The 26,887-nt window shown below is 57.0% G+C and carries 24 protein-coding genes and 4 tRNA genes; 22 read left to right on the forward strand and 6 right to left on the reverse strand.

All coding sequences use genetic code 11. The features are described from left to right. Positions 1-13 precede the first annotated feature (13 nt). The 13 genes from wecB to ACOTW6_RS09885 all read left to right on the forward strand — a co-directional run bounded on the left by wecB (position 14) and on the right by ACOTW6_RS09885 (position 10,776). Complete coding sequence (gene wecB / locus ACOTW6_RS09825) at positions 14-1,144, forward strand: non-hydrolyzing UDP-N-acetylglucosamine 2-epimerase (RefSeq protein WP_006812390.1); 1,131 nt, start codon at positions 14-16, stop codon at positions 1,142-1,144. Then, positions 1,141-2,403, forward strand: coding sequence for a UDP-N-acetyl-D-mannosamine dehydrogenase (wecC, locus tag ACOTW6_RS09830; protein WP_213789113.1), 1,263 nt, complete (start codon positions 1,141-1,143; stop codon positions 2,401-2,403). Before wecB ends, wecC begins: the two co-directional genes overlap by 4 nt. Continuing rightward, positions 2,400-3,077: a dTDP-4-amino-4,6-dideoxy-D-galactose acyltransferase gene (gene rffC / locus ACOTW6_RS09835; protein WP_213789114.1), complete on the forward strand. Its 678-nt coding sequence runs from the start codon at positions 2,400-2,402 to the stop codon at positions 3,075-3,077. The genes wecC and rffC overlap by 4 nt, the downstream gene beginning before the upstream one ends. A gap of 4 nt (positions 3,078-3,081) precedes the next feature. Further along, entirely contained in the window at positions 3,082-4,212 is a 1,131-nt protein-coding gene (gene rffA / locus ACOTW6_RS09840) for a dTDP-4-amino-4,6-dideoxygalactose transaminase (protein WP_032608214.1), read from the forward strand. A 1-nt stretch (position 4,213) separates the two neighbouring features. Further along, the gene (gene wzxE / locus ACOTW6_RS09845; RefSeq protein WP_047733247.1) at positions 4,214-5,464 is read left to right on the forward strand and encodes a lipid III flippase WzxE; all 1,251 of its coding nucleotides are present in this window, start codon (positions 4,214-4,216) and stop codon (positions 5,462-5,464) included. After that, positions 5,461-6,540, forward strand: coding sequence for a TDP-N-acetylfucosamine:lipid II N-acetylfucosaminyltransferase (locus ACOTW6_RS09850; RefSeq protein ID WP_213789115.1), 1,080 nt, complete (start codon positions 5,461-5,463; stop codon positions 6,538-6,540). Before wzxE ends, ACOTW6_RS09850 begins: the two co-directional genes overlap by 4 nt. Then, positions 6,537-7,889, forward strand: coding sequence for an ECA oligosaccharide polymerase (gene wzyE, locus ACOTW6_RS09855; protein ID WP_017693948.1), 1,353 nt, complete (start codon positions 6,537-6,539; stop codon positions 7,887-7,889). Before ACOTW6_RS09850 ends, wzyE begins: the two co-directional genes overlap by 4 nt. Before the next feature lie 12 nt (positions 7,890-7,901). Continuing rightward, positions 7,902-8,642, forward strand: coding sequence for a lipopolysaccharide N-acetylmannosaminouronosyltransferase (wecG, locus tag ACOTW6_RS09860; protein ID WP_032104528.1), 741 nt, complete (start codon positions 7,902-7,904; stop codon positions 8,640-8,642). 197 nt (positions 8,643-8,839) lie between these two features. Beyond that, positions 8,840-10,225, forward strand: a complete 1,386-nt coding sequence (thrP, locus tag ACOTW6_RS09865; RefSeq protein ID WP_047050403.1) for a bifunctional threonine/serine APC transporter ThrP — start codon at positions 8,840-8,842, stop codon at positions 10,223-10,225. 102 nt (positions 10,226-10,327) lie between these two features. Beyond that, positions 10,328-10,404 (forward strand) — tRNA-Arg (locus ACOTW6_RS09870). A 67-nt stretch (positions 10,405-10,471) separates the two neighbouring features. Next, positions 10,472-10,547, forward strand: a tRNA-His gene (locus ACOTW6_RS09875). A 21-nt stretch (positions 10,548-10,568) separates the two neighbouring features. After that, a tRNA-Leu gene (locus ACOTW6_RS09880) sits at positions 10,569-10,655 on the forward strand. Positions 10,656-10,699: 44 nt separating this feature from the next. After that, a tRNA-Pro gene (locus ACOTW6_RS09885) sits at positions 10,700-10,776 on the forward strand. 537 nt (positions 10,777-11,313) lie between these two features. Here the strand turns inward: ACOTW6_RS09885 and hemY are convergent. From hemY to hemC, 4 genes are read right to left on the reverse strand one after another with little or no spacing between them, the layout of a single operon-like run. Then, on the reverse strand, positions 11,314-12,513 hold the full coding sequence (gene hemY / locus ACOTW6_RS09890) for a protoheme IX biogenesis protein HemY (RefSeq protein ID WP_213789129.1): 1,200 nt from the start codon (positions 12,511-12,513) through the stop codon (positions 11,314-11,316). Positions 12,514-12,515: 2 nt separating this feature from the next. Further along, complete coding sequence (gene hemX / locus ACOTW6_RS09895; RefSeq protein WP_015570012.1) at positions 12,516-13,709, reverse strand: uroporphyrinogen-III C-methyltransferase; 1,194 nt, start codon at positions 13,707-13,709, stop codon at positions 12,516-12,518. Between the two features lie 20 nt (positions 13,710-13,729). Then, a complete protein-coding gene (hemD, locus tag ACOTW6_RS09900) occupies positions 13,730-14,470 on the reverse strand; it encodes a uroporphyrinogen-III synthase (protein ID WP_213789116.1) in 741 nt (246 codons plus the stop codon). Further along, on the reverse strand, positions 14,467-15,408 hold the full coding sequence (gene hemC, locus ACOTW6_RS09905) for a hydroxymethylbilane synthase (RefSeq protein ID WP_023305227.1): 942 nt from the start codon (positions 15,406-15,408) through the stop codon (positions 14,467-14,469). The genes hemD and hemC overlap by 4 nt, the downstream gene beginning before the upstream one ends. Before the next feature lie 349 nt (positions 15,409-15,757). On the opposite strand from hemC, the gene cyaA reads away from it, so the two are divergent. Then, entirely contained in the window at positions 15,758-18,301 is a 2,544-nt protein-coding gene (gene cyaA / locus ACOTW6_RS09910; protein WP_017383591.1) for a class I adenylate cyclase, read from the forward strand. Between the two features lie 184 nt (positions 18,302-18,485). Here cyaA and cyaY read toward each other — a convergent pair whose 3' ends face one another. Further along, complete coding sequence (gene cyaY, locus ACOTW6_RS09915; protein WP_003860816.1) at positions 18,486-18,806, reverse strand: iron donor protein CyaY; 321 nt, start codon at positions 18,804-18,806, stop codon at positions 18,486-18,488. A gap of 135 nt (positions 18,807-18,941) precedes the next feature. Here cyaY and lptM point away from each other — a divergent pair, with 135 nt between their 5' ends. From lptM to corA, 8 genes are all read left to right on the forward strand, one after another. Next, on the forward strand, positions 18,942-19,145 hold the full coding sequence (gene lptM, locus ACOTW6_RS09920) for an LPS translocon maturation chaperone LptM (RefSeq protein ID WP_003860815.1): 204 nt from the start codon (positions 18,942-18,944) through the stop codon (positions 19,143-19,145). A gap of 35 nt (positions 19,146-19,180) precedes the next feature. Continuing rightward, a complete protein-coding gene (gene dapF, locus ACOTW6_RS09925; protein WP_017383590.1) occupies positions 19,181-20,005 on the forward strand; it encodes a diaminopimelate epimerase in 825 nt (274 codons plus the stop codon). Then, positions 20,002-20,709 carry a DUF484 domain-containing protein gene (locus ACOTW6_RS09930; RefSeq protein WP_121478485.1) on the forward strand — a complete coding sequence of 236 codons (708 nt, stop codon included), beginning with the start codon at positions 20,002-20,004 and terminating at the stop codon, positions 20,707-20,709. Before dapF ends, ACOTW6_RS09930 begins: the two co-directional genes overlap by 4 nt. Beyond that, positions 20,706-21,608 (forward strand): tyrosine recombinase XerC, encoded by a 903-nt coding sequence (gene xerC, locus ACOTW6_RS09935; protein ID WP_017383588.1) that lies wholly within the window; start codon positions 20,706-20,708, stop codon positions 21,606-21,608. The genes ACOTW6_RS09930 and xerC overlap by 4 nt, the downstream gene beginning before the upstream one ends. Then, complete coding sequence (gene yigB / locus ACOTW6_RS09940; protein WP_015570005.1) at positions 21,608-22,324, forward strand: 5-amino-6-(5-phospho-D-ribitylamino)uracil phosphatase YigB; 717 nt, start codon at positions 21,608-21,610, stop codon at positions 22,322-22,324. The genes xerC and yigB overlap by 1 nt, the downstream gene beginning before the upstream one ends. A 79-nt stretch (positions 22,325-22,403) precedes the next feature. Further along, positions 22,404-24,566: a DNA helicase II gene (gene uvrD, locus ACOTW6_RS09945; RefSeq protein ID WP_017383586.1), complete on the forward strand. Its 2,163-nt coding sequence runs from the start codon at positions 22,404-22,406 to the stop codon at positions 24,564-24,566. A gap of 149 nt (positions 24,567-24,715) precedes the next feature. Continuing rightward, positions 24,716-24,772 carry a YsgD/CorL family protein gene (gene ysgD / locus ACOTW6_RS09950; protein WP_212743980.1) on the forward strand — a complete coding sequence of 19 codons (57 nt, stop codon included), beginning with the start codon at positions 24,716-24,718 and terminating at the stop codon, positions 24,770-24,772. A 150-nt stretch (positions 24,773-24,922) separates the two neighbouring features. Further along, entirely contained in the window at positions 24,923-25,873 is a 951-nt protein-coding gene (corA, locus tag ACOTW6_RS09955) for a magnesium/cobalt transporter CorA (protein WP_003860807.1), read from the forward strand. A gap of 83 nt (positions 25,874-25,956) precedes the next feature. On the opposite strand, the gene rarD is transcribed toward corA, so the two are convergent. After that, the gene (gene rarD, locus ACOTW6_RS09960) at positions 25,957-26,853 is read right to left on the reverse strand and encodes an EamA family transporter RarD (RefSeq protein WP_017694744.1); all 897 of its coding nucleotides are present in this window, start codon (positions 26,851-26,853) and stop codon (positions 25,957-25,959) included. Between the last annotated feature and the right edge of the window lie 34 nt (positions 26,854-26,887).

The following is a 26,887-nucleotide window of genomic DNA, read 5'->3' on the forward strand; positions in this document are numbered from 1 at the left end:
GAAGAGAATCGATGTGAAAGTACTAACCGTATTTGGCACCAGGCCGGAGGCCATCAAGATGGCGCCTCTGGTTCATGCGCTGGCCAGAGATCCTGATATCGAAGCGAAAGTGTGCGTGACTGCCCAGCACCGTGAGATGCTCGATCAGGTCTTAACCCTCTTTTCTATCGTCCCGGATTACGATCTCAATATAATGAAACCGGGACAGGGACTGACGGAAATCACCTGCCGTATTCTGCAAGAATTAAAGCCTATTCTGGAGTCGTTCAAGCCGGATGTGGTGCTGGTGCACGGCGACACCACCACCACCGTGGCAACCAGCCTGGCTGCGTTCTATCAGCGTATCCCCGTTGGTCATATTGAAGCGGGTCTGCGTACCGGCAATCTCTATTCCCCGTGGCCGGAAGAGGCCAACCGTACGCTCACCGGTCACCTGGCGATGTACCATTTTGCGCCAACCGAGAACTCACGCCAAAACCTGCTGCGCGAAAATATCAGCGACAGCAAGATCTTTGTCACCGGCAATACGGTCATTGATGCGCTGATTTGGGTGCGTGACCGCGTGCTGGCTAACAGCGAACTTCAGGCAGAACTTGCTGCGCGCTATCCGTTCCTGAACAACGGCAAGAAAACGATTCTGGTGACGGGCCACCGCCGCGAAAGCTTTGGCCGTGGCTTTGAGCAAATCTGCCACGCGCTGGCTGAAATCGCCGCGCAGAACGAGGATGTGCAGATTGTCTATCCGGTGCACCTCAACCCGAACGTCAGCGAACCGGTCAACCGTATCCTCGGCCACGTGGAAAACGTGCTCCTGATCGAGCCACAGGACTATCTGCCCTTTGTCTGGCTGATGAACCACGCCTGGCTGATCCTGACCGATTCAGGCGGCATTCAGGAAGAGGCGCCTTCACTCGGTAAGCCGGTACTGGTGATGCGTGAAACCACCGAACGCCCGGAAGCGGTTACTGCCGGTACCGTGCGTCTGGTGGGAACGGATCCGCGTCGTATTGTCGAAGAGGTCACGCGCTTACTGCATGACGATGAAGAGTATCAGGCGATGAGCCGGGCCCACAATCCGTACGGTGACGGGCAGGCTTGTGGTCGTATTTTGCACGCACTTAAACACAATCGGGTAACGCTATGAGTTTTTCTACCATCTCTGTTGTTGGTCTTGGCTATATCGGGCTGCCTACTGCGGCGGCCTTTGCCTCTCGTCAAAAGCAGGTTGTTGGCGTTGATATCAACGCGCACGCGGTGGAAACCATCAACCGTGGCGAAATTCATATCGTGGAGCCCGATCTCGATCGCGTGGTGAAAAAGGCGGTGGACGGTGGCTTCCTGCGCGCCAGCACCACGCCGGTAGAAGCCGATGCGTACCTGATTGCGGTTCCAACGCCCTTTAAAGGCGAGCATGAGCCTGACATGGTTTACGTCGAGGCGGCGGCAAAATCCATTGCGCCTGTGCTGAAGAAAGGGGCGCTGGTTATCCTTGAGTCCACTTCACCCGTTGGGGCAACCGAGCAGATGGCACAGTGGCTGGCCGAGGCGCGTCCCGATCTCAGCTTCCCGCAGCAGGCGGGCGACCAGGCCGATATCAATATCGCCTACTGCCCTGAGCGCGTACTGCCCGGCCAGGTGATGGTGGAACTGATCAAAAATGACCGCGTGATTGGCGGCATGACGCCAGTCTGCTCCGCGCGCGCCAGCGAGCTGTATAAGATCTTCCTTGAAGGCGAATGTGTGGTGACCAACTCCCGCACCGCCGAGATGTGCAAACTGACCGAAAACAGCTTCCGCGACGTTAACATCGCGTTTGCGAATGAACTGTCGTTGATTTGCGCCGATCAGGGGATTAACGTCTGGGAACTTATTCGCCTTGCCAACCGTCACCCCCGCGTGAACATCCTTCAGCCGGGGCCGGGCGTGGGCGGGCACTGTATCGCGGTCGATCCGTGGTTTATCGTGGCACAGAACCCGGAACAGGCACGCCTGATTCGTACCGCGCGCGAAGTAAACGACCACAAACCGCACTGGGTCATCAACCAGGTCAAAGCCACGGTCGCGGATTGCCTGGCCGACAGCGGCAAACGCGCCAGTGAGCTGAAAATTGCCTGCTTTGGTCTGGCATTCAAACCGAATATTGACGATCTGCGCGAAAGCCCGGCGATGGAAATTGCCGAAATGATCGCTGCCTGGCACAGCGGTGAAACGCTGGTGGTGGAACCGAATATTCATGCGCTGCCGGCAAAACTTGCCGGTCACTGCACTCTTACCGCCCTGGATGACGCGCTGGCGACGGCGGATGTGCTGGTGCTGCTGGTGGATCACAATGCGTTTAAAGCGGTCTCCGGTGATGCCGTACGTCAGCAGTATGTTGTTGATACCAAAGGCGTGTGGCGTTGAGTATCCTCAACGGCGTGCTGGAGTCCCTTGAGTGGGAAAGCGCATTCTTTGCGCGTCCCTCAGCGATAGTGCGTCTGCGCGACAATGCCCCTGCATTGCAGGAAGCAGACTTCAGCGCCTGGCAGCGCGTACAGGCTAAGATCCCGGCGGACCGCGCCGATCTGCTGGACGCCCTCCAGCAGCACGGATTCCGGCTGGTCGAGGGTGAGGTTGATCTCTCTGTTACCGTGGCTCGCCACGCCTCACCGGGCGCGGAAATTGCAACGGAGCAGGATATCCCCGCGCTGCGCGAGATGGCGGCGCTGGCCTTCGCTCAGAGCCGTTTCCGGGCGCCCTGGTATGCGCCCGATGACAGCGGCCGCTTTTATGCCCAGTGGATAGAGAATGCGGTCAAAGGCACGTTTGACCACGTCTGTCTGGTGTTCCGTACCGCCGGGGGGCAGATTCAGGGTTTTGTTTCGCTTCGCAGGCTCAACGAGCACGAGGCGCGCATCGGTTTGTTAGCCGGGCGCGGCATGGGCGAGAAACTCATGCAGACGGCGCTGCACTGGGCGGAGCAACAACAGGTATCGACGCTGCGGGTCGCAACCCAGATGGGCAACACCGCTGCGCTTAAACGTTATATTGCGAGTGGTGCCAGCATCGACGCCACCGCCTACTGGTTATACAGGTGACAAGATGATTCCATTTAACGCGCCTCCCGTCGTGGGCACTGAACTTGATTACATGCAGTCTGCTATGGGCAGCGGCAAGCTCTGTGGCGACGGCGGTTTTACCCGCCGCTGCCAGCAGTGGATGGAGCAACGTTTTCACAGTGCCAAGGTACTGCTGACGCCGTCCTGTACCGCATCGCTAGAGATGGCGGCGCTGTTGCTGGATATCCAGCCCGGCGATGAAGTGATCATGCCGAGCTACACCTTCGTCTCCACGGCGAACGCGTTTGTCCTGCGCGGGGCGAAAATCGTGTTTGTGGATATCCGTCCGGATACCATGAACATCGACGAAACGCTGATTGAAGCGGCGATCACCGATAAAACGCGGGCGATTGTGCCGGTGCATTACGCGGGCGTAGCCTGTGAGATGGACACCATCATGGCCATCGCTAAAAAGCACAACCTGTTTGTGGTGGAAGACGCCGCGCAGGGCGTGATGTCCACCTACAAAGGACGCGCGCTGGGCACCATCGGTCATATCGGCTGCTTTAGCTTCCACGAAACCAAAAACTACACCGCAGGCGGCGAAGGCGGCGCGACGCTGATTAACGATCGTGCCCTGGTGGAGCGTGCGGAAGTGATCCGTGAAAAAGGGACCAACCGCAGCCAGTTCTTCCGCGGTCAGGTGGATAAGTACACCTGGCGAGATATCGGCTCAAGCTACCTGATGGCGGATTTGCAGGCCGCGTATCTCTGGGCGCAGCTGGAAGCGGCAGAGCGCATCAATCTGCAACGCCTCTCCCTGTGGCAAACCTACTACGACGCGCTGGAGCCGCTGGCAAAAGCCGGACGTATTGAACTGCCGACCATTCCGGCAGACTGCATCCACAACGCCCACATGTTCTACATCAAGTTGCGCGATAACGACGATCGCAGCAAGCTGATTGCCTGGCTGAAAGAGGCGGAAATTATGGCGGTATTCCACTATATTCCGCTGCACTCCAGCCCGGCGGGCGAAGCCTTCGGGATGTTTGCCGGTGAAGACCGCTACACCACCAAAGAGAGTGAACGTCTGCTCCGCCTGCCCCTGTTCTACAACCTCGCGCCGGTGAACCAGCGTACGGTGATCAATTCGCTTCTGAGTTATTTCGCCTGATATGTCTCTGGCAAAAGCGTCGGTGTGGACGGCAGCGTCCACGCTAGTAAAAATTGGCGCCGGGTTACTGGTTGTCAAGCTGCTGGCCGTCTCATTTGGTCCGTCAGGCGTTGGGCTGGCAGGAAACTTCCGCCAGCTGGTCACGGTGCTTGGCGTGCTGGCGGGGGCCGGGATATTCAATGGCGTCACCAAATACGTCGCGCAGCATCATGACGATGCCGAAAAGCTCCGCACGGTGGTGGGCACCTCCTCTGCTATGGTGCTGGGCTTCTCTACGTTGCTGGCCGTCGTCTTTTTGCTGGCGGCGGCACCCATCAGCCAGGGGCTGTTCGGACACACGCATTATCAGGGGCTGGTGCGCCTGGTGGCGCTCGTTCAGATGGGGATCGCCTGGGCGAACCTGCTGCTGGCGCTGATGAAAGGCTTCCGTGATGCCGCCGGGAATGCGCTGGCGCTGATCCTCGGCAGCATTATCGGCGTTGTCGCTTACTACTTTTGCTATCGGCTGGGCGGCTATGAAGGCGCGCTGCTGGGGCTGGCGCTGGTGCCTGCGCTTGTTGTCATTCCGGCTGCGTTTATGCTGATGCGCAGAGGCAATGTCCCGCTGAGTTACCTGAAACCGCAGTGGGACAAGATGCTGGCGGGGCAGCTCGGTAAGTTTACCCTGATGGCGCTCATCACTTCGGTAACGCTTCCCGTTGCCTACGTGATGATGCGAAACCTGCTGGCAGCGCATTACAGCTGGGATGAAGTGGGGATCTGGCAGGGCGTGAGCAGCATTTCAGATGCTTACCTCCAATTTATTACGGCTTCCTTTAGCGTCTATTTGCTGCCAACCTTATCGCGCCTGACTTCCAGGCAGGATATTACCCGCGAGATTTTTCGCTCCCTGCGTTTTGTGTTGCCGGCGGTTGCGATCGCCAGCTTTACCGTCTGGTTACTGCGTGATTTCGCCATCTGGCTACTGTTTTCGGCGAAGTTTACCGCCATGCGCGATCTGTTTGCCTGGCAACTGGTCGGCGATGTGCTGAAAGTTGGGGCATACGTTTTCGGCTATCTGGTGATTGCGAAGGCTTCGCTGCGGTTGTATATCCTGGCAGAGATCGGCCAGTTTGCGCTGCTGACGGCATTTTCTCACTGGCTGATCCCCACCCACGGTGCGCTGGGGGCGGCTCAGGCCTATATGGCAACTTATATCGTTTATTTCGCTGCCTGTTGCGGCGTATTTTTACTTTGGCGTAAACGCGCATGACTGCACTGATACACATACTGGGATCGGATATCCCGCATCACAACCAGACCGTTCTGCGGTTCTTCAACGATGAACTGGCATCCGGCACGCCCGATGCGCGCGAGTTTATGGTCGTTGGACGCGATAACGGCCTGAGCACGGCGTGTCCGGCATTGCACATCACCTTCTGGCCAGACAAAGCGGCGCTGACCAAAGCCGTTGTCGCGAAAGCCAAAGCGGACCGAAGCCAGCGTTTCTTCTTTCACGGACAGTTCAATACCGGCCTGTGGCTGGCGCTGTTAAGCGGCGGGATAAAACCTTCCCAGTTCAACTGGCATATCTGGGGAGCGGATCTCTACGAAGTCTCCCGTGGCTGGAAATTCCGTCTTTTTTATCCGCTGCGTCGTCTGGCGCAGGCGCGCGTGGGCTGTGTTTTTGCTACCCGTGGCGATCTCAACTATTTTGCTAAACAGCACCCAAAGGTTCGCGGGGAGCTGCTCTATTTCCCAACCCGTATGGATCCGGCGCTGAACTCCCTGGCGAATGACGCGGTTCGTGAGGGCAAACTGACTATCCTGGTGGGAAATTCCGGCGATCGCAGTAACGAGCATGTCGCGGCGCTGCGTGCGGTGCATCAGCAGTTTGGCGATACGGTGAACGTGGTGGTGCCGATGGGCTATCCCGCCAATAACGACGCCTACATCGATGACGTTCGCCAGCAGGGGCTTGCGCTGTTTAGCGCGGAAAATCTGCACATTCTCAGCGATAAGCTGGAATTTGATGACTATCTCGCGCTGCTGCGAAAATGCGATCTGGGCTATTTCATCTTTGCCCGTCAGCAGGGGATTGGTACGCTGTGTCTGCTGATTCAGGCGGGCGTACCGTGCGTGCTCAACCGCGAAAACCCGTTCTGGCAGGACATGGCCGAACAGCATATTCCGGTGCTGTTTACCTCTGACACGCTTAATGTCGAGGTGGTGCGGGAAGCGCAGCGTCAGCTCACGCTGGTGGATAAAAATAGCATCGACTTTTTCAGCCCGAACTATCTCACGCCGTGGCACCGCGCGCTGCGTATTGCTTCAGGAGACAACGCATGAGCCAGTTGCAATTTAGCGGCTTGCTGGTGGTCTGGCTGCTGAGCACGCTGTTTATCGCCACGCTCACCTGGTTTGAGTTCCGGCGCGTACGTTTTAACTTCAACGTATTCTTCTCGCTGCTGTTTTTGCTGACCTTTTTCTTTGGCTTCCCGCTGACCAGCATCCTCGTGTTCCGCTTTGATGTGGGCGTCGCTCCGCCGGAAATCTTGTTGCAGGCGCTGCTCTCTGCGACCTGCTTTTACGCGGTGTATTACGTCACCTATAAAACGCGCCTGCGCGCGGCGAAAGACACCACACCCCGTCGTCCACTGTTTACCATGAATCGGGTAGAAACCCATCTGACGTGGGTTATGCTGATGACTATCGCCCTCGTCAGCGTGGCGATTTTCTTCATGCATAACGGCTTTTTACTGTTTAAGTTGCAGTCCTATAGCCAGATTTTCTCCGCCGAAGTCTCCGGCGTCGCGCTCAAGCGTTTCTTCTATTTCTTCATTCCGGCGATGCTGGTGGTCTTTTTCCTGCGTCAGGACAGCAAAGCCTGGCTGTTCTTCCTGGTCAGCACCGTCGCATTTGGCATTCTGACCTACATGATCGTCGGCGGCACCCGCGCCAACATCATTATCGCCTTCGCGATTTTCCTGTTTATCGGCATTATTCGCGGCTGGATCTCGCTGTGGATGCTGGCGGCGGCAGGGGTCTTTGGCATTGTGGGGATGTTCTGGCTGGCGCTGAAGCGCTACGGACTGAACGTGGCGGGCGACGAAGCGTTTTATACCTTCCTGTATCTGACGCGCGACACCTTCTCGCCGTGGGAAAACCTGGCATTACTGCTGCAAAACTACGACAAAATCGAATTCCAGGGGCTGGCGCCGATTGTTCGCGATTTCTATGTCTTTATACCGACGTGGCTGTGGCCTGACCGTCCCGGTATTGTCCTGAACACGGCGAACTACTTTACCTGGGAAGTGCTGAACAACCATTCGGGACTGGCGATTTCCCCAACACTGATTGGCTCGCTGGTAGTGATGGGCGGAACGTGGTTTATCCTGCCTGGCGCGATCGCGGTCGGGCTGATCATAAAATGGTTCGACTGGCTGTACACGCTGGGTAATGAAGAGACCAACCGCTACAAAGCCGCTGTTTTGCACAGTTTCTGTTTCGGTGCCATTTTCAATATGATCGTTCTGGCGCGCGAGGGGCTTGATTCATTCGTCTCACGCGTGGTGTTCTTTATGGTCGTTTTCGGTCTCTGTCTGCTGCTGGCAAAACTGCTGTACTGGTTGTTTGACAGTGCAGGGCTTGTGCACAGACGTGAGCCACAGGGCAGCACAACGCTGTCGCAAGTCTGAGTAGGGATTATCATGACGGATACAACTTCAGCCCCGCGTTACGCGCTGCGTGGGCTACAGCTTATTGGCTGGCGTGACATGCAACACGCGCTGGATTTCCTGTTCGCGGACGGGCAGATGAAATCGGGTACGCTGGTGGCCATCAACGCAGAAAAAATGCTGGCGGTTGAAGATAATGCGGAAGTGAAAAGCCTGATTGAAGCCGCGGAGTTTAAATACGCAGACGGTATTAGCGTGGTGCGTTCAATTCGTAAAAAGTTTCCAGGCGCTAATGTGTCTCGCGTGGCGGGAGCTGACCTCTGGGAACGGCTTATGGAACGCGCAGGCGCTGAAGGCACGCCGGTATTTTTGATCGGCGGCAAGCCAGAGGTGCTGGCGCAGACCGAACAAAAGCTGCGTAGCCAGTGGAATGTTAACATCGTGGGCAGTCAGGATGGCTATTTCAGGCCGGAAGATCGCCAGGCGTTATATGAGCGCGTGCGCGACAGCGGGGCGAAAATTGTCACTGTCGCCATGGGGTCGCCGCGCCAGGAAATTCTGATGCGCGATTGCCGTCTGGTCAGCCCGGATGCGCTCTATATGGGCGTTGGCGGCACCTACGACGTCTTTACCGGCCACGTTAAGCGTGCGCCCAAAGTCTGGCAAAACCTGGGGCTGGAGTGGCTCTACCGCCTGCTTTCTCAACCGACGCGTATCAAACGACAGATTCGTCTGCTGCGCTACCTCGCCTGGCACTACACCGGGAAAATGTAATCAATATGCAGCGCGTTCTGCTGTTCGCGCTGCAACTCCCCCTGCAAAGCTGCTGAATTTCTGTGCAATGCATTCATTTTTTTAATGCATTGTTTGCCATTTGCCAGAATTTAAGAAACCATTCGCTCCGTATTTCAGTACCCCTCAAAACAATACCCGGCAATAAGTCGGGAAACAGCAAACACAACCGAGGAATTATGGCAGAGAAAAAACCGGAGCTTCAGCGTGGGCTGGAAGCTCGACATATTGAATTGATCGCGCTGGGCGGGACTATCGGCGTTGGCCTGTTTATGGGCTCGGCAAGCACGCTGAAATGGGCGGGGCCTTCCGTCCTGCTGGCGTATATTATTGCCGGACTGTTCGTCTTCTTCATCATGCGCTCAATGGGCGAAATGTTGTTTCTGGAGCCGGTAACGGGCTCTTTCGCCGTTTACGCCCACCGTTATATGAGCCCGTTCTTTGGCTATCTCACGGCCTGGTCGTACTGGTTTATGTGGATGGCCGTCGGGATTTCGGAGATCACAGCCATCGGGGTCTACGTGCAGTTCTGGTTCCCGGAGATGGCCCAGTGGATACCCGCGCTCATCGCCGTAGGGCTGGTGGCGCTGGCGAACCTTGCCGCCGTTCGCCTTTACGGTGAAATCGAGTTCTGGTTTGCGATGATCAAAGTCACCACCATTATCGTGATGATTGTTGTGGGTCTGGGCGTCATCTTCTTTGGTTTCGGTAACGGCGGGCACGCGATTGGTTTCGGTAACCTGACCGGGCACGGCGGCTTCTTTGCCGGCGGCTGGAAAGGCTTCCTGACGGCGCTCTGTATCGTTGTCGCCTCCTATCAGGGCGTTGAGCTGATCGGCATTACCGCCGGTGAGGCGAAAAACCCGCAGGTCACGCTGCGTAGCGCGGTAGGCAAGGTGCTGTGGCGTATCCTGATTTTCTATGTGGGCGCGATCTTCGTTATCGTGACCATTTTCCCATGGAACGAGATCGGCACCACCGGCAGCCCGTTTGTCTTAACCTTCGCTAAGATTGGCATCACGGCGGCAGCCGCCATTATCAACTTTGTGGTGCTGACGGCGGCGCTTTCCGGCTGTAACAGCGGGATGTACAGCTGCGGGCGTATGCTTTACGCGCTCTCGCAAAACAAACAGCTGCCGGCGGTGATGGGTAAAGTCTCCCGCGTGGGTGTACCGGTGGCGGGCGTAGCGGTGTCGATTGTGATTCTGCTGATTGGTTCTTGCCTGAACTACATCATCCCGAATCCGCAGCGCGTGTTTGTTTACGTCTATAGCGCCAGCGTGCTGCCGGGGATGGTACCGTGGTTTGTCATTTTAATTAGCCAGCTGCGTTTCCGACAGGCGCATAAAAAAGCGATCGCCAGCCATCCGTTCCGCTCCATTCTGTTCCCGTATGCGAACTATTTGACGATGGCGTTCCTGATTTGCGTATTAATTGGAATGTACTTTAATGAAGATACCCGCATGTCGCTGTTTGTCGGGGTGATCTTCCTGGCTGCCGTCACAGCTGCATATAAACTTTTTGGCCTGGGGCGCCGTGGCTCCGCCCATAAAGTGGAGGAATAAGCGGCAAAATGTGCAAACCATAACCAAACGCGCATTTTTTTCAAAAAAGCACTAGACAGCGGGGACGGAGGTACGTAATATCCAGCCCCGCAACGGCGCTAAGCGCCCGTAGCTCAGCTGGATAGAGCGCTGCCCTCCGGAGGCAGAGGTCTCAGGTTCGAATCCTGTCGGGCGCGCCATTTTAGTCCCGGCGCTAGAGCTGCGGTGGTCTGAGAAGTAGTCAGAACCGCGTGAAAGAATACAGTGGTGGCTATAGCTCAGTTGGTAGAGCCCTGGATTGTGATTCCAGTTGTCGTGGGTTCGAATCCCATTAGCCACCCCATTATTGAAAGAGTTGTGAATTGCGAAGGTGGCGGAATTGGTAGACGCGCTAGCTTCAGGTGTTAGTGTTCTTACGGACGTGGGGGTTCAAGTCCCCCCCCTCGCACCACGACTTTTAATGAGTTGAACTAAAAATTCAAAAAAGCAGTACATCGGCGAGTAGCGCAGCTTGGTAGCGCAACTGGTTTGGGACCAGTGGGTCGGAGGTTCGAATCCTCTCTCGCCGACCAATTTTGAACCCCGCTTCGGCGGGGTTTTTTGTTTTCTGCGTTTTTTATCCTGTAGCCATTCCCCGACAATACTCTACATCCTTGTCGCGATTCAGCGACATATAAACCGTTAATATTAAAGATTTTATTATTTTACCTCTTAACCTGTCTCCTGGTGACGACAGAGCACCGTCTTTAGCGCAATGTTGTATGGCGTAAGGCGGCTCTTAACAGCATAATTTCCTTTTATCTTAAAATGTTGCGCGATGTAAAAGTTCTTCGTGTAAACCTGGCACATTACATGCAATAATATGCGTGTAGATGCTCATTCCATCTCTTATGTTCGCCTTAAGGCCTCATAAACTCAGGAATGACGCAGAGCCGTTTACGGTGCTTATCGTCCACTGACAGATGTCGCTTCGGCCTCATCAGACACCATGGACACAACGTTGAGTGAAGCACCAAATATGTTGTCTTACAGACCTGTTTTAACGCCTGCTTTTATAGCAGGCGTTTTTTTATGGGCGTAAAAAAGGAGGCCATCTGGCCTCCTGTTAATTACTGCTGCGTTCCGTTATTTTGCAACGTCAATAACAGCCCATCACGGCGCATGGCTGCGGCCTCTTCCGGCTTGTGCTGCTTGTCCAGCGAATCAGCAAGCCAGGCGTAATCAAATGCGTCCGGACGTTGCTTCAGCGCGGCGCGGAAGGCGAGACTCGCCTCCTGCCACTCGCCGTGTTTCATCAGAGACTGGCCCAGCGTACTCCACAGCAGCGGACGATCGCCCACGGTTTTGATCTGCTGGCGTAGCGCTTTTTCAATTTGTTCTGGATTGTTGGTTTTCAGACGCGGAATGACCATCACCAGGCGGTCATCATACTGTCGCTTGAGACCGTCGAGGAGGATCTCCTGCGCGGTGTCATGGTCGTCACACTCAATCAGATGTTCTGCCATCGCTACCTGAAGAGGAACCTGCTGGCGCGTTTTGCGGCTCTGGTTTTTCCACCAGGTTTTCAGGCCGTCGCTGCCGAGATCGGCGCGCGCCTGATCCATCAGGCCAATCCAGGCCAGACGCTGAAGTTCATCACGATGTTCATCATCGTCCACGTCGGCTTTCGCCATGGAAGGGATGATGTCCAGCAGCGAGCCCCAGGCACCGGTCCGAATGTATGCCTGCTCAGCCAGACGCAGCACTTCCGGGTGACGAGGAGTAATTTCCAGCAGACGGTCAACGCCGTGACGGGCGGCATGGTTTTCATTGCGTGCCAGTTGCAAACGAACGCGGGTGATCTCAACCGGAATCGGATCCTTAGTAGAGAGCTCAGACGCGCGTTCAAGATGCTGATTGGCGCGGGCCTCATCGCCTCGCTGTTGCGCCGCTTCAGCGGCCAGCAGATAGTTAACAACCGGCTGTTCTGCATGGTCGGCATTTTTCGACATCAGCTTTTCAACCTGCTGATAGTCGCCTTCGGCCAGCTTCAGCAATGCCTGCTCGGTCTGCTTACGGGCGCGACGGCGCTTACGGCCAACGAACCAGCCGCGCGTATGTACGCCGGTACGGAAAATACGACGCAGGAGCCACTCCACTGCCAGCAGAACGACCACACCCAGGATCAGGATAATCACCAGCCCTGTTACGCTGGTTTCGATATTGTAGTTATCGGTCTGGATCAATACATAACCCTGGTGACCCGCGAGCATCGGCCCCAGTACAATCCCGGCGATCAGCAGGATGAAGAGTAAGAAGACTTTTAGCATCATTACTCTCCTTGCGGCGCGCTTTCAGGCGCTGGCGCGGCGGCAGGTGCTTCAGCCGGACGCTCTGCCGGAACGCCCGGCTGGGCCAGCAGGTTACGCACGCGCGTCTGCATGAGCTTCTCCAGAATCGGCTGGCTTTCCAGCTTGTCCGGCACGTTCATGGTGATGTTTTGCTGGCTCAGCTTGTCGATATCCTCAAGGAACGCGGTCGTGGTGGCGTCATTGGTATCGTAGTAAGCACGTACCCAGGTTGAAACGTTATCCAGCGCCTGTTTGTAGGTCTCTTCCTGGTGACGCGGTACGGCCTGGGCAGCCACCAGCAGGCGGGAACGAATGTTTTCGCGCAGATAGACGTCCTGGTTCGGCGCCAGCAGCGGCACGGCAGTTTCATCGCGGCGGCGAATGGTAATAAAGCTGTCCATAAAGTTCTGCCAGCTCTTTTGCAGGTTGATACGCCATTCGCTCAGGGAGCTGGACAGCTCGGTACCGTCGGAATCCATCGGGGAGTCATCGTCGTTGTTATCGGCCAGCTGAAGGTTATCAATCTGGTTCGAGAGCTGATTCACCTTAAGGATGATACCGTCGTAGTCGACCTGAGAAACCGCAGACAGGCTGGCGATATCTTCCGTAATAGCGCGGCGTGCGTTGATGAGGCTCGGATCGTTCATGTCAGCCAGGCTTGCGTCGGCGCTTTTCAGCAGCGCGGCGGCGGTGGTGACATCCTGATCGCTCCAGAGCTTGCGCCCGGCCAGTTTCACCAGAAAATCGGCCTGTGAGAGTAGCCAGGTTTTGGCATCGGTTCCTGAAATTGTGGCGACTTTTTCCTGCACTTCGCTCAGCTGTTTGGTCAACTCTTCACGTTTGCTGTTCGCGTCGGCGAGGGCGGCAGCCTGCTGTTTGATCACGCCTTCCAGCTCAGCTTTTTGCGTCTCCTGCGCTTTCTGTAGGGCAGTGATTTGGTTAACCAGCGCGTCGCTGGTGGCCGTCTGGTTGGTGCCTTGTTTCTTCACCAGTCCGTAGAGACCCACGCCTGCGGCCAGCGCAATCGCGATGGCAATCACGCTCAGCGTGAGGCTGGTTTTGTTGCTGCCGTTTTTCTTCTCAACGGTTGTGTCTGTCGTCTCTGGCTGTGACGTGGTGTCCACAGTCTCCCTGGTCTCTTCAACCACGGCGGAGGATTTTTCGTGTTCCGTCATTATGGCTTCCCATTTGAGAGTTATTGTAATGCGCGCAGCAGCGCATCGTTGTCGGCGTTTTCAGCGATCCGAATATCCTGCCAGCCCAGTTCCCGGGCGTGGTTCGCCAGACGCTCACTGACGACCAGAAGCCGACAGCGGAGTAACCAGTTTTCGCGATACCAAAGCGGAATCAGCGACCAAAGCTGTTGTAACATTTCACCGCTGGTGACCACTAGCGTATTAATGCCGCGCGCGTGCCAGCGCATTGCTTCTTCCGCGCCATCATAGTGTTTCGCACAGCGCTGATAGCACTCCACAAACGTCACGTCTGCGCCGCGTTCGCGCAGCGTCTCGCCCAGCAGTTCGCGGCCACCGTTGCCGCGCAAAATGAGCGCGCGCTTTCCGGCAATGGTTTGTAATTCAGGTAATTGTAGCAAGACTTCGCTGATTTCCCGATCTAACGGGTAACGAACATCGATTCCGCTCGCGGTATGTAAGGCCAGCGCCGTGGTGCGCCCGATGGCGAAATAGCGGGGGGCGTGAGGCCAGATAACGCCCTGTTGTTGCAACTGCGCATGGGCAAACTCCACGGCATGCTGCGACAGCGCAAAGAGCAGATCGCCTTCCTGCAAGAGACGCATCTGGTCAGCGAGCGTAGGCAGCTCGCGACCGGGGGAGAATTCAATTAGCGGAAAACTCCAGGCCACCTGCCCCAGTGCGCGCAGACGGCTCACTAACTGCTCTCCTGCGGGAGAAGGGCGGGTGACAAGTATGCTCATGCAGGGGGCTCTCCGTTATAGACCTCGGCCAGAATTTCACGCGCGCCGTTATTCAGCAGCTCTTCCGCCAGCGATACGCCAAGCGCCTCGGCATCTTGCGGTTTGCCGCGACGTTCACCGCGAACCATCTGTGAGCCGTCCGGCGCGCCAACCAGTGCACGCAGCCACAGCTCACCGTCAGTTAATTCAGCATAGCTGCCAATTGGCACCTGACAGCCTCCTTCGAGGCGAGTATTCATCGCGCGCTCGGCTTTTACGCGAACGGCGGTATCGTCATGATTCAGCGGCGCGAGCAGTGCCTGAGTGCGCGCATCATCCAGACGACACTCAATGCCGACGGCGCCCTGGCCGACGGCGGGCAGCGACAGCTCCGGCGGCAACGCCACGCGAATGCGTTCTTCCAGCCCCAGGCGTTTCAGGCCCGCAACCGCAAGAATAATGGCATCGTAGTCGCCGTTATCCAGCTTGCCAAGGCGTGTGCCGACGTTCCCACGCAGCGAACGGATCACCAGATCCGGGCGACGTTCAGCCAGCTGACACTGGCGGCGTAAACTTGACGTGCCGACCACGCTGCCTGCCGGCAACGCATCAAGTGAGTCATAGCGGTTAGAGACAAACGCATCGCGCGGATCCTCGCGCTCGCAGATGGTCACCAGCCCCAGCCCTTCCGGGAACTCAACGGGCACATCCTTCATCGAATGCACGGCGATATCGGCGCGGTTCTCAAGCAATGCCAGCTCCAGCTCTTTGACAAACAGACCCTTTCCGCCCACTTTGGCCAGCGGCGTATCAAGAATGACATCGCCACGCGTGACCATTGGCACCAGCTCAACGCGTAATCCGGTGTGGCAGGCTTCCAGGCGCTGCTTAACATAATGTGCCTGCCAGAGCGCAAGAGGACTTTGGCGTGTGGCAATTCTCAAAACATTGTCTAACATGCTTGTTACCGTCATTATCAATCGCTAACCATCCTAACATTGTTGACACTCGGATGGCAGTTTTACGGTTGATGAAGAGTGAGAGGGACAGGGCGGCGTATTCGTCAGCCATCGCCGTATTCAGGAATTTACACGTACAGAACGGTGCTACACTTGTATGTAGCGCATCTTTCTTTACGGTCAACCGGCAAGGTGTTAAATTGATCACGTTTTAGACCATTTTTTCGTCTGTACCACCAGAAAAGCAAAAGGCGAAAAAGGGTAACGGTTATTTTTTGAAATACTGCGGGTCCGCTGCTTTTTCTGTTCTGACTGGCGTGCGACACCCGGAAACATCAGGCGATACGTCTTGTACCTCTATATTGAGACTCTGAAACAGAGACTGGATGCCATCAATCAATTGCGTGTGGATCGCGCGCTTGCTGCCATGGGCCCTGCTTTCCAGCAGGTATACAGTCTACTGCCGACATTGTTGCACTATCACCATCCGCTAATGCCGGGTTACCTCGATGGTAACGTTCCCCAGGGCATTTGCCTCTTCACGCCTGATGAAACCCAACAGCACTACCTGACTGAACTTGAACTCTACCGTGGTATGCCGCCGCAGGATTCGCCGAAAGGCGAGCTGCCGATTACCGGGGTTTACTCCATGGGCAGCACGTCATCGGTTGGGCAAAGCTGCTCTTCTGACCTGGATATCTGGGTCTGCCATCAGTCCTGGCTCGACAATGAAGAGCGCCAGCTGTTGCAGCGTAAATGCAGCCTTCTGGAGAGCTGGGCGGCGTCGCTCGGCGTGGAAGTGAGCTTCTTCCTGATTGATGAAAACCGTTTCCGCCATAACGAAAGCGGCAGTCTGGGTGGTGAAGACTGCGGCTCGACTCAGCACATCCTGTTGCTGGATGAGTTTTACCGTACTGCCGTTCGCCTGGCCGGGAAACGTATTCTGTGGAATATGGTGCCGTGCGATGAAGAAGAGAATTATGACGACTACGTCATGTCGCTTTACTCGCAGGGCGTTCTGACGCCAAACGAGTGGCTGGATCTGGGTGGCCTGAGCTCCCTGTCCGCCGAAGAGTACTTTGGCGCAAGCCTCTGGCAGCTCTATAAGAGCATTGATTCACCGTACAAAGCGGTGCTGAAAACCCTGCTGCTGGAAGCTTACTCCTGGGAATACCCCACGCCGCGCCTGCTGGCGAAAGATATCAAACAGCGTCTGCACGACGGGGAGATCGTCTCCTACGGGCTTGATGCCTACTGCATGATGCTGGAGCGCGTCACCGAATACCTGACAGCCATTGAGGACGCCACGCGTCTTGACCTGGTGCGTCGATGTTTCTATCTCAAAGTCTGTGAAAAACTGAGCCGCGAACGCGCCTGCGTGGGCTGGCGTCGTGAAGTCGTCAGCCAGTTAGTCAAAGAGTGGGGATGGGACGAAGAGCGTCTCGCCATGCTCGACAACCGCGCCAACTGGAAGATCGATCAGGTGCGTGAGGCGCACAACGAACTGCTTGATGCGATGATGCAGAGCTACCGCAACCTGATCCGCTTTGCCCGCCGTAACAACCTTAGCGTTTCTGCCAGCCCACAGGATATCGGGGTGCTGACCCGTAAACTGTACGCCGCGTTTGAAGCATTGCCGGGCAAGGTAACGCTGGTTAACCCACAGATTTCGCCTGACCTGTCTGAACCGAATCTGACCTTTATCTACGTGCCGCCGGGCCGCGCGAACCGCACCGGGTGGTATCTGTACAACCGTGCGCCAAGCATGGATTCGATCATCAGCCATCAGCCGCTGGAATATAACCGCTACCTGAACAAGCTGGTGGCCTGGGCCTGGTTTAACGGCCTTCTCACCTCACGCACCCGGTTGTTTATCAAAGGCAACGAGGTGGTCGATTTAGCCAAGTTGCAGGAGATGGTGGCGGATGTCTCGCACCACTTCCCGCTGCGTCTGCCTGCGCCGACGCCAAAAGCGCTCTACAGCCCGTGTGAGATTCGCCATCTGGCGATCATCGTCAACCTGGAATACGACCCGACGGCGGCCTTCCGCAATCAGGTCGTTCACTTTGACTTCCGCAAGCTGGACGTCTTTAGCTTTGGCGAGCAGCAAAACTGCCTGGTGGGCAGCGTGGATCTGCTGTACCGCAACTCGTGGAACGAAGTGCGTACCCTGCACTTCAACGGCGAGCAGGCGATGATCGAGGCGCTGAAAACGATCCTCGGCAAGATGCATCAGGACGCCGCGCCGCCGGACAGCGTGGAGGTGTTCTGCTACAGCCAGCACCTGCGCGGCCTGATTCGTACCCGCGTGCAGCAACTGGTGTCTGAGTGCATCGAACTGCGTCTCTCCAGCACCCGTCAGGAAACCGGGCGCTTTAAAGCGCTGCGCGTCTCCGGCCAGACCTGGGGGCTGTTCTTTGAGCGCCTGAACGTGTCGGTGCAGAAGCTGGAGAACGCCATTGAATTCTACGGCGCGATTTCACACAACAAACTGCATGGCTTGTCGGTTCAGGTGGAAACCAACCACGTTAAGCTGCCGCAGGTGGTGGATGGCTTTGCGAGTGAAGGGATTATTCAGTTCTTCTTCGAAGAGTCGGGCGATAACGCCGGGTTTAACATCTACATTCTGGATGAAACCAACCGTGCCGAGGTGTATCACCACTGTGAAGGCAGCAAAGAGGAGCTGGTGCGCGACGTCAGCCGCTTCTATTCGTCCTCGCACGATCGCTTTACCTACGGCTCAAGCTTTATCAACTTCAACCTGCCGCAGTTCTACCAGATTGTGAATGTGGATGGGCGAGCGCAGGTGATCCCGTTCCGTACGCAGGCGATTACCCCTGCGGCGCCCGCTAACCAGGAAACTGCGCCGCTGTTGCAGCAGTATTTTTCCTGAGGCTTTTCGCCGGGTGGCGCTATCGCTTACCCGGCCTACGGTTTGAGCCGTTGTTGCCGGGTTGCGCTGACGCTTACCCGGCCTATGTTTGAGCCGCTGTTGCCGGGTGGCGCTATCGCTTACCCGGCCTACGGTTCGAGTCGTTGTAGGCCCGGTAAGGCGTAGCCGCCACCGGGCAACGAAACTACCTGAAACTCACGTCCTCGCCCGCCTGCGCCGTCGCCGCCTGCTCCAGCAGATCCCAGAACGTTTCGCCGCTGCGATCGCAGACCCACTCGTCACCTTTCAGATCAAAGTGATAACCGCCCTGTTTCGCCGCCAGCCACACCTGGTGAAGCGGCTCCTGACGGTTAATAATAATCTTGCTGCCGTTTTCGAAGCTTAAGGTCAGGATCCCGCCGTTGATTTCACAATCGATATCGCTGTCGCCGTCCCAGTCGTCGATACGCTCTTCGATGGTCATCCACAGGGTATCGGCAAGGCGATGAAATTCACTGTCGTTCATGGTTTTATTCCTGTTTTTCGTGATGGCGGCAGTATAACGCTAAATAATTCCCGTTGCAGGAAAGCGGCAAACTCTTGCTTTTGTGTCTTCTCCTGCGATGATAGAAACAGATTTGAACTTACGGGCAACCTCTACATGAAAAACGTCTTCCGAACGCTTGTCGTTCTTGTCACTCTGTTTAGCCTGACCGGCTGTGGACTGAAGGGACCACTGTACTTCCCGCCAGAGGATAAAAACGCACCACCGCCGACAAAACCGGTGCAAAGTGGTATCGAGTCATCTACGCCGGATACCAACGATCGCGGCAATAACGGCGGCCCGACTCAGGTCAATCTCTGACAATTACGTTCTGTACCCGCGCAATGGAGCAAATGATGCAGTTCTCTAAAATGCATGGCCTTGGCAACGACTTTATGGTCGTCGACGCGGTAACGCAGAATGTCTTTTTCTCCCCGGAACTGATCCGTCGTCTGGCGGATCGACACGTGGGCGTGGGGTTTGACCAGCTGCTGGTGGTGGAGCCGCCTTACGATCCTGACCTGGACTTTCACTACCGCATTTTTAACGCCGACGGCAGCGAAGTTTCCCAGTGCGGCAACGGCGCGCGCTGTTTTGCCCGCTTTGTTCGGCTGAAAGGGCTGACCAACAAGCGCGATATCCGCGTCAGCACCGCCAATGGCCGGATGGTGCTCAGCGTCACCGACGACGAACTGGTGCGCGTGAACATGGGCGAGCCGAACTTCGACCCCTCTGCCGTGCCGTTTCGCGCCAACAAAGCGGAAAAGACCTATATTATGCGTGCCGCCGAGCAGACAGTATTGTGCGGCGTCGTCTCGATGGGTAACCCGCACTGCGTGATTCAGGTGGATGATGTGCAAACCGCGGCGGTTGAAACGCTCGGCCCGGTGCTGGAAAGCCACGAGCGCTTCCCGGAGCGGGCGAACATCGGTTTCATGCAGGTGGTGAAGCGTGAACACATTCGCCTGCGGGTTTACGAGCGCGGCGCGGGCGAAACCCAGGCCTGCGGAAGCGGTGCCTGTGCGGCGGTGGCCGTCGGTATCTCACAGGGGTTACTGGCAGAAGAGGTTCGCGTGGAATTACCGGGCGGTCGGCTTGATATCGCCTGGAAAGGAGCGGGTCATCCACTGTACATGACTGGCCCGGCGACACATGTTTATGACGGGTTTATCCATCTATGAAGCAACCAGGGGAAGAACTGCGGGAACCTGTAACGGAGCTGGACGACAGCGCCGTTGTGGATTACCTGCTGCACAATCCTGAGTTTTTTATCCGCAATGCACGCGTCGTCGAACGGATGCGCGTGCCGCATCCGGTTCGCGAGACCGTGTCGCTGGTTGAATGGCACATGGCGCGCTCGCGCAACCACATCAATCAGCTCGAAGAGAACATGACGTTGCTGATGGAGCAGGCCAGCAATAACGAAAGCCTGTTCTACCGTCTTCTGCACCTTCAGGCACGTCTGGCTTCCGCGCACAGTCTCGAAGATTTCCTCAACCGCTTCCACCGCTGGGCGCGCGAGCTGGGGCTGGCAGGCGCGACGATCCGTCTCTTCCCTGACCGCTGGCGCATTGGCGCGCCGTCCGGGTTTACCCATCTGGCGCTGAGCCGTCAGGCGTTCGAACCGCTGCGCATTCAGCGTCTGGGCCATGAGCACCACTATCTGGGGCCGCTTAACGGGCCAGAACTGCTGGTGGTGCTGCCGGAAGCCAAAGCTATCGGCTCGGTGGCGATGTCGCTGATGGGGCGCGATGGTGACCTGGGCGTGATGTTATTTACCAGCCGCGACGCGCATCATTATGAACAGGGGCAGGGCACGCAACTGTTGCAGGAGATCGCCCTGATGCTGCCTGAGCTGCTGGAGCGCTGGATTGAGCGCGTATGACGGACGGACTGCTCGCCACTGACGTCAACCGCTTTCTGCGCTATCTGGGTGTGGAACGCCAGCTCAGCCCTATTACGCTGCTCAACTATCAGCGTCAGCTTGATGCCATCATGCAGCTTGCCGATGAAATCGGCCTGAAAAGCTGGCAACAATGTGACGCCGCCACGGTACGCGGGTTCGTCGTGCGTAGCCGTAAAAAAAATCTCAGCCCGGCGAGCCTGGCGCTCCGGCTCTCTGCCCTGCGCAGTTTCTTCGACTGGCTGGTCAGTCAGGGCGGTCTGAAAGCCAACCCGGCGAAAGGGATCGCCACGCCGAAAGCCCCGCGCCATCTGCCGAAAAATATCGACGTCGACGACGTAAACCGCCTGCTGGATATCGATCTTAACGATCCGCTGGCCGTGCGCGACCGCGCGATGCTGGAGGTGATGTACGGCGCGGGCCTGCGTCTCTCTGAGCTGGTGAACCTCGACTTAAAGCACCTCGATCTGGAATCCGGCGAGGTGTGGGTAATGGGCAAAGGCAGCAAAGAGCGCCGCCTGCCGATTGGCCGCAACGCGGTCTCCTGGATTGAGCACTGGCTGGACCTTCGCGGGCTGTTTGGCGCCGACGAAGATGCGCTGTTCCTGTCGAAACTCGGCAAGCGGATCTCGGCGCGTAACGTGCAGAAGCGCTTTGCGGAGTGGGGCATTAAGCAGGGGCTGAACAGCCACGTTCACCCCCACAAGCTGCGCCACTCCTTTGCGACGCACATGCTGGAATCAAGCGGCGACCTGCGCGGCGTACAGGAGCTGCTTGGTCATGCGAATCTGTCGACCACCCAAATCTATACCCACTTAGACTTCCAACACCTTGCCTCGGTGTATGACGCGGCGCATCCACGCGCCAAACGGGGGAAATAATGCGTTTTTACCGCCCACTTGGTCAGATCTCAGCCCTGACGTTTGATCTTGATGACACCCTTTACGACAATCGTCCGGTGATCCTGCGTACCGAGCAGGAGTCGCTGGCGTTTGTGCAAAACTACCATCCTGCGCTGAAAGCGATGCAGAACAAAGACTTCCAGAAGCTGCGTCAGTCCCTGCGGGAAACCGAGCCGGAAATTTACCATGACGTGACCGAATGGCGCCGCCGTGCGGTTGAGCAGGCGATGCTCAATGCCGGCCTGAGCGCGCAGGACGCGGCCACGGGTGCCGAAGCGGCCATGGAAAACTTCGCCAAATGGCGCAGTCGGATCGACGTGCCGCAGGAGACCCACGACACGCTGGCGAAGCTCGCCGAAAAGTGGCCGCTGGTGGCCATCACCAACGGCAACGCTCAGCCTGAACTGTTTGGTCTGGGGAACTATTTTCAGTTCGTGCTGCGCGCGGGCCCGCACGGACGCTCGAAGCCGTTCAACGATATGTATCATCTGGCAGCGGAAAAACTGGATTTGCCGCTCGGTGAGATCCTGCACGTGGGCGACGACCTGACCACGGACGTCGCCGGGGCGATCCGCTGCGGCATGCAGGCCTGCTGGATCAAGCCGGAAAATGCCGATCTGATGACTACCCCGGATAGCCGTCTTCTGCCGCACGTGGAAATTTCACGGTTGGCATCCCTCACGACGCTGATATAATCATCAATTGTTCTGTATAAATTAACAGGGTTTTGGCGAATGGAAACATTTGCCTGCCCGACATGACGTGACGGTGCCAATGGACGTTTCTTACCTGCTCGACAGCCTTAATGATAAACAGCGTGACGCGGTTGCCGCCTCGCGTACAAACCTGCTGGTACTGGCTGGAGCGGGCAGTGGTAAGACGCGCGTGCTGGTTCACCGTATCGCCTGGCTACAGAGCGTGGAGAACTGCTCGCCGTACTCGATTATGGCCGTGACGTTCACCAACAAGGCGGCGGCGGAGATGCGCCACCGTATCGCACAGCTGATGGGCACCAGCCAGGGCGGCATGTGGGTTGGCACCTTCCACGGCCTGGCGCACCGCCTGCTGCGCGCGCACCATATGGACGCTAACCTGCCGCAGGATTTCCAGATCCTCGACAGCGAAGATCAGCTGCGCCTGCTGAAACGCCTGATCAAGGCGATGAATCTCGATGAGAAGCAGTGGCCGCCGCGTCAGGCGATGTGGTACATCAACGGTCAAAAAGACGAAGGGCTGCGTCCGCATCATATTCAGAGCTTCGGTAACCCGGTCGAGCAGACCTGGCAGAACGTCTACAAGGCCTATCAGGAAGCGTGCGATCGCGCCGGTCTGGTGGATTTCGCCGAGCTGCTGCTGCGCGCCCACGAGCTGTGGCTGAACAAACCGCATATCCTGCAACACTACCGTGAACGCTTTACCAACATCCTGGTGGACGAATTCCAGGATACCAACAACATCCAGTACGCCTGGATCCGCCTGCTGGCCGGGGATACCGGCAAAGTGATGATCGTTGGCGATGACGATCAGTCTATCTACGGCTGGCGCGGCGCGCAGGTGGAGAACATCCAGCGCTTCCTCAACGATTTCCCCGGCGCGCAAACCATCCGTCTGGAGCAGAACTACCGTTCTACCAGCAACATTCTGAGCGCGGCCAACGCCCTGATTGAGAACAACAACGGGCGCCTGGGTAAAAAGCTGTGGACCGATGGCGTAGACGGCGAACCGATTTCGATTTACTGCGCCTTCAACGAGCTCGACGAAGCCCGCTTCGTGGTGAACCGCATTAAAACCTGGCAGGAGAACGGCGGCGCGCTGGAGCAGTGTGCCATTCTCTATCGCAGCAACGCCCAGTCGCGCGTGCTGGAAGAGGCGCTGTTGCAGGTGAGCATGCCGTACCGCATTTATGGCGGCATGCGCTTCTTCGAACGTCAGGAGATCAAAGATGCGCTCTCGTATCTGCGTCTGATTGCCAACCGTAACGACGATGCGGCGTTTGAGCGCGTGGTGAACACGCCGACGCGCGGCATCGGCGATCGTACGCTGGACGTGGTGCGTCAGGCCTCGCGCGATCGTCAGCTCACGCTGTGGCAGGCGTGCCGCGAGCTGTTACAGGAAAAAGCCCTCGCCGGACGCGCCGCCAGCGCATTGCAGCGCTTCCTGGAGTTAATCGACGCGCTGGCGCAGGAAACCGCCGACATGCCGCTGCACGTCCAGACCGACCGGGTGATCAAAGATTCCGGCCTGCGCACCATGTACGAGCAGGAAAAAGGCGAGAAGGGCCAGACCCGTATTGAGAACTTAGAGGAACTGGTGACGGCAACGCGCCAGTTCAGCTACAACGAAGAAGACGAAGACCTGATGCCGTTGCAGGCATTCCTCTCTCACGCCGCGCTGGAAGCGGGGGAAGGGCAGGCGGATACCTGGCAGGATGCGGTTCAGCTGATGACCCTGCACTCCGCAAAAGGTCTGGAGTTCCCGCAGGTGTTCATCGTCGGGATGGAAGAGGGGATGTTCCCGAGCCAGATGTCGCTGGATGAAGGCGGGCGTCTGGAAGAGGAGCGTCGTCTGGCCTACGTGGGCGTGACCCGTGCGATGCAGAAACTGACCCTGACCTACGCGGAAACCCGCCGCCTGTACGGGAAAGAGGTATATCACCGTCCGTCGCGCTTTATCGGCGAACTGCCGGAAGAGTGTGTGGAAGAGGTGCGCCTGCGCGCCAGCATCAGCCGTCCGGTCAGCCATCAGCGTATGGGCTCGCCGATCTCTGAAACCGACACCGGTTACAAGCTGGGCCAGCGCGTGCGCCACTCGAAGTTTGGCGAAGGCACCATCGTCAACCTGGAAGGCAGCGGCGAGCACAGCCGTTTGCAGGTAGCGTTCCAGGGGCAGGGGATCAAATGGCTGGTGGCAGCCTATGCCAAGCTGGAAAGTGTGTAACTTTCAGAAAAATATCACTATTTTGTAATAATCTGCTAGCCTTATACGTTGAAGGTCAATTAATGCCCTTCAGCGTTCCGTTGCGTGTTGACGCCACAGTTATTGCTGGCGTAACATGCGCGCACGATTACGCTAAGAGGACATTCGCCTTGGACACACCCAGTAGATACTGGCTCAATTCCCTGTCATCCAGGAACAACTCCTAAGGCTATCTCCTCTTGCTGATGGCCTTAGTGGTTGTCAGCGACTGCATCATTCCCGTCGCGCTGAGTCAGGCTGTTTAATGGTCTGAAACCCAATTTGTTTCTGTGTGCCCACCGAACTGTCCGATATTTTTTGCATTGGGAGTCCCGGTCATGTTGAGCGCATTTCAACTCGAAAATAACCGACTGACTCGGCTTGAAGCCGAAGAGTCACAGCCCCTCATTGATGCCGTATGGGTGGATCTGGTCGAGCCGGACGACGATGAGCGCCTTCGCGTACAATCTGAACTGGGGCAAAGCCTGGCGACACGCCCGGAACTGGAAGACATCGAAGCATCCGCCCGTTTTTTTGAAGACGAAGACGGCCTGCACATTCACTCCTTCTTCTTTTTCGAAGATGCCGAAGACCACGCGGGGAACTCTACCGTGGCGTTTACCATCCGCGATGGCCGCCTGTTCACCCTGCGCGAGCGCGAACTGCCTGCGTTTCGTCTCTACCGTATGCGCGCCCGCAGCCAGGCGATGATGGACGGCAACGCCTATGAGCTGCTGCTGGATCTGTTCGAAACCAAAATCGAACAGCTGGCGGATGAAATCGAAAACATCTACAGCGACCTGGAAAAGCTGAGCCGCGTGATCATGGAAGGCCATCAGGGCGATGAGTACGACGAAGCGTTGTCCACGCTGGCAGAGCTGGAAGATATCGGCTGGAAGGTGCGTTTGTGTCTGATGGATACCCAGCGCGCGCTGAACTTCCTGGTGCGCAAGGCACGTCTGCCGGGCGGTCAGCTGGAGCAGGCGCGTGAGATCTTACGCGATATCGAATCCCTGCTGCCGCACAACGAATCCCTGTTCCAGAAGGTCAACTTCCTGATGCAGGCGGCGATGGGCTTTATCAACATCGAGCAGAACCGCATCATCAAGATCTTCTCGGTGGTGTCCGTGGTGTTCCTGCCGCCGACGCTGGTGGCGTCCAGCTACGGGATGAACTTTGAGTTTATGCCGGAACTGAAGTGGAGCTTTGGCTACCCGGGGGCGATTATCTTTATGATCCTCGCCGGGCTGGCGCCGTACCTGTACTTTAAGCGGAAGAACTGGCTGTAAAAATCTGGCGGGTGGCGCTGCGCTTACCCGCCCTACGATCGAATTCCCTCTCCCTGTGGGAGAGGGTTAGGGTGAGGGCAACATCACAGCCCTTTGCGTACCCTGCGCTGGGTATAAATCGCATCCGCAACGAAAATCGCCAGCGCCACCCAGATAAAGGCGAACGTCACCATCTTATCCGCACCCGGCACCTCGCCGTAAAACACCACCGCCAGCAGGAACATCAGCGTCGGGCCAATGTACTGGAAGAAGCCCAGCGTGGAGAGGCGCAGACGCGTTGCCGCGCCGGTGAAGCACAGCAGGGGGATCGTCGTGACCACGCCCGCGGCCATCAGCATCAGGTTCAGCGACCATGGGTTGCTGCCCATGTGGCTGGTGGCGCTGTCGGCAATACCGAACAGGTAGATCGCGGCGACAGGCAGCAGCCACAGGGTTTCAAACAGCATTCCTGTCTGCGCTTCCACGGCAATTTTTTTACGCACTAGGCCGTAGAAGGCAAAGCTGAACGCCAGCCCAAGGGCGATAACCGGCAGTGAGCCGAAGGTCCACAGCTGTACCAGCACGCCGCAGAAGGCCAGAATCACCGCTACCCACTGCATCCGGCGAAAGCGCTCGCCGAGGAAAATCATCCCCAGCAAAATATTGACCAGCGGGTTAATAAAGTAGCCCAGGCTGGCTTCGAGCATGTGATGATTATTCACCGCCCAGATAAACAGCAGCCAGTTTCCACCAATCAGCACCGCAGAGAGGGCGAGCAGGAAGACCTTCTTCGGGGTTTTCAGCAGCGTTTTGACGCCTGACCACTGACGGCTGATACTCATCAGCGCAATCATGAAGAAAAAGGACCAGATGACGCGGTGAGTGAGGATCTCGTCCGCCGGGACATAGGCGATAAGTTTGAAGTACGCCGGTGCGATACCCCAAATAAAATAAGCGGCAAGGGCGAGTAAAACGCCCTGCCGCGTCTGTTTAGCATCCATCGGGAAAATCCGTTACAAAAAAGTGAAGTAATTT

The organism is Enterobacter cloacae complex sp. IR5403, assembly GCF_049238705.1.
Taxonomy (GTDB): Bacteria; Pseudomonadota; Gammaproteobacteria; order Enterobacterales; family Enterobacteriaceae; genus Enterobacter; species Enterobacter hormaechei_C.

Bases quoted from the DNA above. Each gene is read 5' to 3' on its own strand.
- wecC (WP_213789113.1), top strand. From the start codon at position 1,141: ATGAGTTTTTCTACCATCTCTGTTGTTGGTCTTGGCTATATCGGGCTG.
- rffA (WP_032608214.1), top strand. From the start codon at position 3,082: ATGATTCCATTTAACGCGCCTCCCGTCGTGGGCACTGAACTTGATTAC.
- wzxE (WP_047733247.1), top strand. From the start codon at position 4,214: ATGTCTCTGGCAAAAGCGTCGGTGTGGACGGCAGCGTCCACGCTAGTA.
- ACOTW6_RS09850 (WP_213789115.1), top strand. From the start codon at position 5,461: ATGACTGCACTGATACACATACTGGGATCGGATATCCCGCATCACAAC.
- wzyE (WP_017693948.1), top strand. From the start codon at position 6,537: ATGAGCCAGTTGCAATTTAGCGGCTTGCTGGTGGTCTGGCTGCTGAGC.
- wecG (WP_032104528.1), top strand. From the start codon at position 7,902: ATGACGGATACAACTTCAGCCCCGCGTTACGCGCTGCGTGGGCTACAG.
- thrP (WP_047050403.1), top strand. From the start codon at position 8,840: ATGGCAGAGAAAAAACCGGAGCTTCAGCGTGGGCTGGAAGCTCGACAT.
- hemY (WP_213789129.1), bottom strand. From the start codon at position 12,513: ATGCTAAAAGTCTTCTTACTCTTCATCCTGCTGATCGCCGGGATTGTA.
- hemX (WP_015570012.1), bottom strand. From the start codon at position 13,709: ATGACGGAACACGAAAAATCCTCCGCCGTGGTTGAAGAGACCAGGGAG.
- hemD (WP_213789116.1), bottom strand. From the start codon at position 14,470: ATGAGCATACTTGTCACCCGCCCTTCTCCCGCAGGAGAGCAGTTAGTG.
- hemC (WP_023305227.1), bottom strand. From the start codon at position 15,408: ATGTTAGACAATGTTTTGAGAATTGCCACACGCCAAAGTCCTCTTGCG.
- cyaY (WP_003860816.1), bottom strand. From the start codon at position 18,806: ATGAACGACAGTGAATTTCATCGCCTTGCCGATACCCTGTGGATGACC.
- lptM (WP_003860815.1), top strand. From the start codon at position 18,942: ATGAAAAACGTCTTCCGAACGCTTGTCGTTCTTGTCACTCTGTTTAGC.
- dapF (WP_017383590.1), top strand. From the start codon at position 19,181: ATGCAGTTCTCTAAAATGCATGGCCTTGGCAACGACTTTATGGTCGTC.
- ACOTW6_RS09930 (WP_121478485.1), top strand. From the start codon at position 20,002: ATGAAGCAACCAGGGGAAGAACTGCGGGAACCTGTAACGGAGCTGGAC.
- xerC (WP_017383588.1), top strand. From the start codon at position 20,706: ATGACGGACGGACTGCTCGCCACTGACGTCAACCGCTTTCTGCGCTAT.
- yigB (WP_015570005.1), top strand. From the start codon at position 21,608: ATGCGTTTTTACCGCCCACTTGGTCAGATCTCAGCCCTGACGTTTGAT.
- uvrD (WP_017383586.1), top strand. From the start codon at position 22,404: ATGGACGTTTCTTACCTGCTCGACAGCCTTAATGATAAACAGCGTGAC.
- corA (WP_003860807.1), top strand. From the start codon at position 24,923: ATGTTGAGCGCATTTCAACTCGAAAATAACCGACTGACTCGGCTTGAA.
- rarD (WP_017694744.1), bottom strand. From the start codon at position 26,853: ATGGATGCTAAACAGACGCGGCAGGGCGTTTTACTCGCCCTTGCCGCT.